The organism is Fulvivirga sp. (assembly GCF_040220315.1).
Lineage (GTDB): Bacteria > Bacteroidota > Bacteroidia > Cytophagales > Cyclobacteriaceae > Fulvivirga.
In genome coordinates this window covers 1-5,501 of sequence record NZ_JAVJUY010000070.1, presented here as the reverse complement: position 1 = coordinate 5,501, position 5,501 = coordinate 1, and the positions used below count along the sequence as shown (strand labels likewise).

2 protein-coding genes are annotated in these 5,501 nt (G+C 37.6%); both read right to left on the bottom strand.

The features are described 5' to 3' along the window. Positions 1–276: hypothetical protein (locus RLO81_RS03080; protein WP_350107074.1), on the bottom strand; the 276-nt coding region annotated here is incomplete at its 3' end. Positions 277–307: 31 nt separating this feature from the next. Beyond that, positions 308–4,807 carry a hypothetical protein gene (locus RLO81_RS03075; protein WP_350107071.1) on the bottom strand — a complete coding sequence of 1,500 codons (4,500 nt, stop codon included), beginning with the start codon at positions 4,805–4,807 and terminating at the stop codon, positions 308–310. Positions 4,808–5,501: the final 694 nt, after the last annotated feature.

The following is a 5,501-nucleotide window of genomic DNA, read 5'->3' as shown; positions in this document are numbered from 1 at the left end:
TTCCCACTGTTCCAATGGCAAAGGTTTTATTGGTTCAGAGGTAATCGTTTGCCTTTCAGGAATATTTAATCGTTCTCCATTTCTCGATATAATGTATTTCTCGATTGAATAGCCGTACTTATTTCCCAACTGCCAGCTCACTGCATCTGTAGGTGCCCATCTGAGTAATACTGTATCATTTTTAATCTTCGATAATATCCTTACAGTCGGCAACTTCAAGGTATCACCATCCACACCTTGCGCCCATGTAACGGCCGGCATTAAGACTAGTAACATGAGTACAGTCAAGAAATATGGTGCTATTCGGTTAGTCAACATGAATATTTATTTCTTTACTAGATGTAATTATATCTTTACCCGGAAGCTTATACTTGATTCTCATTTTGTAATCACCTGACCGTATACCTGGAAATGGAGTATTAGCAAGAGTGTTAAACCATGAATTGTTACCTTCAAGAAGTTCCTGAGCCATCTGATACCTGTAGTCAGAATAATCTTTATACATGGTTAATGGTAAATCATACAGGAAAACACCTGAACCTGATGTTGCCGGATTAGCTGCAGAGAAGGCATCCGTTAATGGCAGTGCCTCAAGGGCCAAATTTTGCTCTATATATATCGCTTTTGAGGGTGGAGCTCCTAGCTCATCAGCCTGTCTCCAGGTTAAGCTCAATCCATAGGCAGGATATGAAGGATATATCAGAGATTTAATATAGTTCTGATACCAGTAATTATTACCTAAAGTTGCCTCTAGTTCTACTAATGGATCAACTTCTTTAAAGCCGTTCATTTCATAATAGGAGAACAACTCCGGGCCTGACATATTAACTCCCAATTCATGAATACCCGTTCTTACAGGCCAGCTCCAGCCATTATTCAATGAAAGGCTATTCACCTTTGCAATAAATGTTGGGTAAGCACTCGTTCTAAAGAATGATCCATAAATGGCATCTTCCTGGAGAATATTTACTTCACCTTCCGCTTCTTTAGTCTCAACTTCCAATGTTGATTGCTGATCGCCCAAATCAACTTTTGAAGTTTTGGTACTTATATTGTCATCTATACTTGCTGAGGCCGTTTTAGGAACGTTAACAATGTCAAAACTGTAGGTTGTATTTGTAGCTAAGCCTTTGGGGATAGTATAGTTTACATTTTGTGTGGTGTAACTGACTTCAAAATACTTAGGTGATCCATTTGAGGCTACAATCCTGCCTTTTTGATTCCATTCACCACTTTCATCAAATAAATACGCCTGGCCAACCTTCAATTTAATATAGCCTTGATAGGTTTCGTCTTTATAGAAATTACGCTGACTAATAACAGGATAACTGTATTCGACATTCTCAAAAGGAATGTAATCCGGGGCTTCGCCAGTGGTGAATTCCACTTGTTTCGATTCAGTGAATTTAGAACCATCGACTTCAACAACTTTCCAAATCCCATTCACCTTTTCTTCGAATGAAACTTGTAAGACAGCTTTCAATTTTTTCTGTGGAGGTAAAATTTCTATAGGATTAAAGGCAACCACATCATTCGTATAGTTCCACTCTAAATTTCCCGGTATTTCCTGATTACCGTCTAGAATCTTAAAGTGATCCATTTTAATTCTAAAGGACTTTTTAATATCATCCAGATCTATCATTTCAAAGACCTTACCTACCTCCATGTTAAAAACACCTTGAGAGACATTAAAGACACTTACGTCATTTGCTCCTTCATTGGGGGTTATTTCAGAGATTACCTGAATGCCTTCAAGTACACTGCCTCCTTGAATTTGACAGTTTTCACCTATGGTTATTTCAAACTTGCAATCGCCTTTAACTAAGCCACCCAAAACACTAAACCTGCCACCAACTACTCCCCTTATCCAGATAGGGTTTGGCAATTTCGCCTGCATCACAACGGCCGCTGCTAAACTCAAAATATTGATTTTCTTTCGCTTGCCTAGGATTTTGACTTTAATGCCTATGGCTCCATCGAAATACCCAAAGGCCTGACCATTTGCATACCAACCATTGATTCCAATTGGGCCGGAACTGCCAACGCATGAAGCATTGCCATAATCTTTAAGCATAATATCAAATCCTAAACCTGCCGCTAATCGGGCATAGAACATTAGGAATGTAATATCACCCGTGTCAAACTCCACTCTACTTCCAAATGCTACACCCCTGCCACTGGCCAGTTCATTCAGGCCAGCCATATAATCAAGATCCATTCCTCCCAGGATTTGGGATACTCTTTCAGGTGGTGGCGGGCTTGCAGGAATATAATCGCCCATCATTAAATAACTTTTTGTTTTAAGGATCCTAATCATCTCAAGCCCTAGAGGATCATCAGGACTACCTGCGTGTATGTACCATTCTCCCGGCTCAAAGTGGATTACTACCCAACCAGCTCGATTATTTTCACCAATACCCTTCATTGTTCCACCTACTACTTCCACAAAAACTTCAAAATTTCCATGTAGGGTTTTATTAGGCACATCATAGTTTATATGAATATGGGCAGCAATCATTGCGTCAGGGTTCAACTGATCCATTGCTCCTTGTGCAGCTCCTGCAACCAAGCCACCAACTTTATCTTTCAGACCAGCAACATTTGGTGTGATGGAAGGAGTGAGAAAATAGCCATTCCCTTTAAAGTCTATCATGCGCACACCTCCACCGGAATTAAAAGAAATTTCGAGTGTTGCATCACCATTAAATAAACCATCAGACCCTGAAGTTGCCAGGTACACCGTAGCCTTAAGCCCAAGGTTTACTGTTGGATCAGGAACGTATACAATTCCAGACAAGGATTCTCCAAGATAACTTTCTGCATCATCCATACTCTGCCTCATGTGGTAATATGCGCCACCACCAAAACCAGTAATGTCTATGCCAGTACCAGAAGGTGGTATTTCAGGTGCTAGTGCATCAAAGAACCAAAATCGGTTAGTTCCTTTTTTACCAAATAATAATACAGCCTGTACCTCAAATTCGTCCATAACAAGAACGGTGGCTTCACCTCTAATACCATCTCCATATGTATTATCATTTTTGAACCATTCCAAAGTCCCATCAACTGCAACCGGTCCAATGTTCATGGCTATGCCAAGTCTGCTTATTTCTAGACGCTCATAACTGAACCTCTTTCCATCAGAATTCGTACTCCCTACTACTACAATACCTCCAGTAGCACCTATTCCTCCGCCATCTTCTCCAATTACTTTTACAGTAACATCAAACACAATCCCAATCTCATTTGGGTCATCCATGAGTTTGGTACCGATTCTATTCAACGCAATTTCAAATGCACCCAGATTTTGTTTAACACCTTCTGTGCCCAATGTAAATGCACCTAGTTGAACGTAGGGTTCTACAGTCTGTAATTGCAGTGCTTCAAAGTCTAATGAATTAAGTTTCGCCTCACCTGAACTAATGGAAAGGCTACCATTTAGGTATGCCCTTGGCATGAATTTTTGATTTTTTACACTTACTTCCAGAAAAGAGCTCTCCCGAAGTATTACTTCTGATGTTTTTAAAAATTCGAATTGTAAATCTTTTGATGGAGATACGGCAAACAAATACTCATTACCAGGATTAATTATTGCCGTATATTCGAATGGGTTTTCTTTATCTACAGGCAGAGTAATGAGTCCGTCAAAACCAGCCCCAGATATTTGATTTGAAATAAGTTCTATTCGTAAATTATTTACAGTAAATGGCCACTTGTCCATTGTTCCATTGCCAAGAACATTAGTCGCTTCTAAAATTCCTGAGAATCCACTATCATCAATGATTAGGTTATATCCGGCAAAGCCAATTCTATCATTTGAACCTTCTTTCTTAAACTGTTTTGGTAATTTGATCGAAACCTCACTGATGAATATACCTTGCCAGAAATTCGGATTACCTGGATCGAATGCTTCACTATCGTAACCGGATGGATATACAACTCCAGGGGCCTGATTAATAGAACTATAATCCAATACAGCCTTTTTAACCTCAAACCCAACACCATCTAATCCATTAACTTGAAATGGCTCCATATTTACCTCAGCCACAAGTGCATCCCAACTAGTTAAATTTACAGCAGTAAATCTTCCACGGACATTACCCGGGCCAGGTTGGCCACTTTCGGTGTCAGGCTTCAGCATGTTTCTTGAAAACTCTATTTCCGCATCTAAACCAAATGATTTAAAGCCAAAGCAATCCCACTCGACATACGTTAAACCCTCCCCTTTAAAAATTAATAGGAAGTTTGGGCCCATTCCAATTCGATGATCTCCAAGAAGTTCGAGACGTGATACACCGCTAAGACCACCGTTCTTTGAAAATTCTATATTCGTGCCTCGAAATGCCAGTTTTTTACCATTTGATGGAATTTCAAAAGCCATGTATGCAGTAAGGTAAGAACGTGTAGGTAGTATAACTATGCTATCAATTACGATTGTATAAGTAATATTTCCGATCGTTTTTTTTATGCCTACAGGCAAATCCAGTATGGTAGTTTCATCTAATTGATCTACAAAACGTTGTTGTTCTTCAACATACGCATTAAGTGAAAGAGCCCTTTCCTTGTATGAATCGATTACCGGATCGGCAGAATTAGGTGCTTCAAAATTTAAAATGTTTTCTTCGATTAGCTTGTTTGTTGTCTCTGTTGTAAACTCAAATTTTCTTACACTTTTAAATTTTGATGCCTCATGCTTTAGTAAGGATTTGTTTGATTTAATCAGTTTTTCAGACGATGTTATTATAGAATAATCGATCAGTGAATTGGCATTCGATAGAATGGAAAAGCATATCAGGTTTAGGAACATGAATATTTTCAAAAGTCCCCGATAACCGACATTATTGAATTTACTATTTGCTATTTTTTGACTTGCCAACTTTAGAATAATTCCCACATTTAGTATGTGGATAGTTTTTTACAAATTGGCTGCAAGAATAATGGATTAATTATTTAATAAAAATTCAATCTTAACTATATTATTACATCATAAGTATATTATATCATAGAATTTTTCAATCAATGTTAAAACTTCAAATTGTAAATAGCTGATAATTAGAAACTTATATAATTTAACTATTTATATTTTTTATATTATTTTAACACTATATGTAAGTACTATGTAAGGATTTGGTACAAATTCAACATATTGATTACTTATGCTTATTTGGCCTCATATATTGCTAAGTAGTTCAACCTCAATGGCTTGTTTGTTTTTGATGAACTTACAAAAGGGTAATAAAAAAGCCCTACTTCCATTAGTAGGGCTTCCATAAGCACTTATAATCATTCTGTACAGCTAGAGTCTATATCAAATTGTATAACGTTTAGGCAATTTATTGAAGTGAACTTATCTATATAATTTGTCACTCTCAATATTTTGAGAATTATAATAAAATACCAAAAATAAAAGAGAGTGTCGTTCGACACTCTCTTATTACTTTATTAGAGGACATATTAATCACAACCAATAGGATCAAAAACTCCCTCTCCTAAATCTCCTG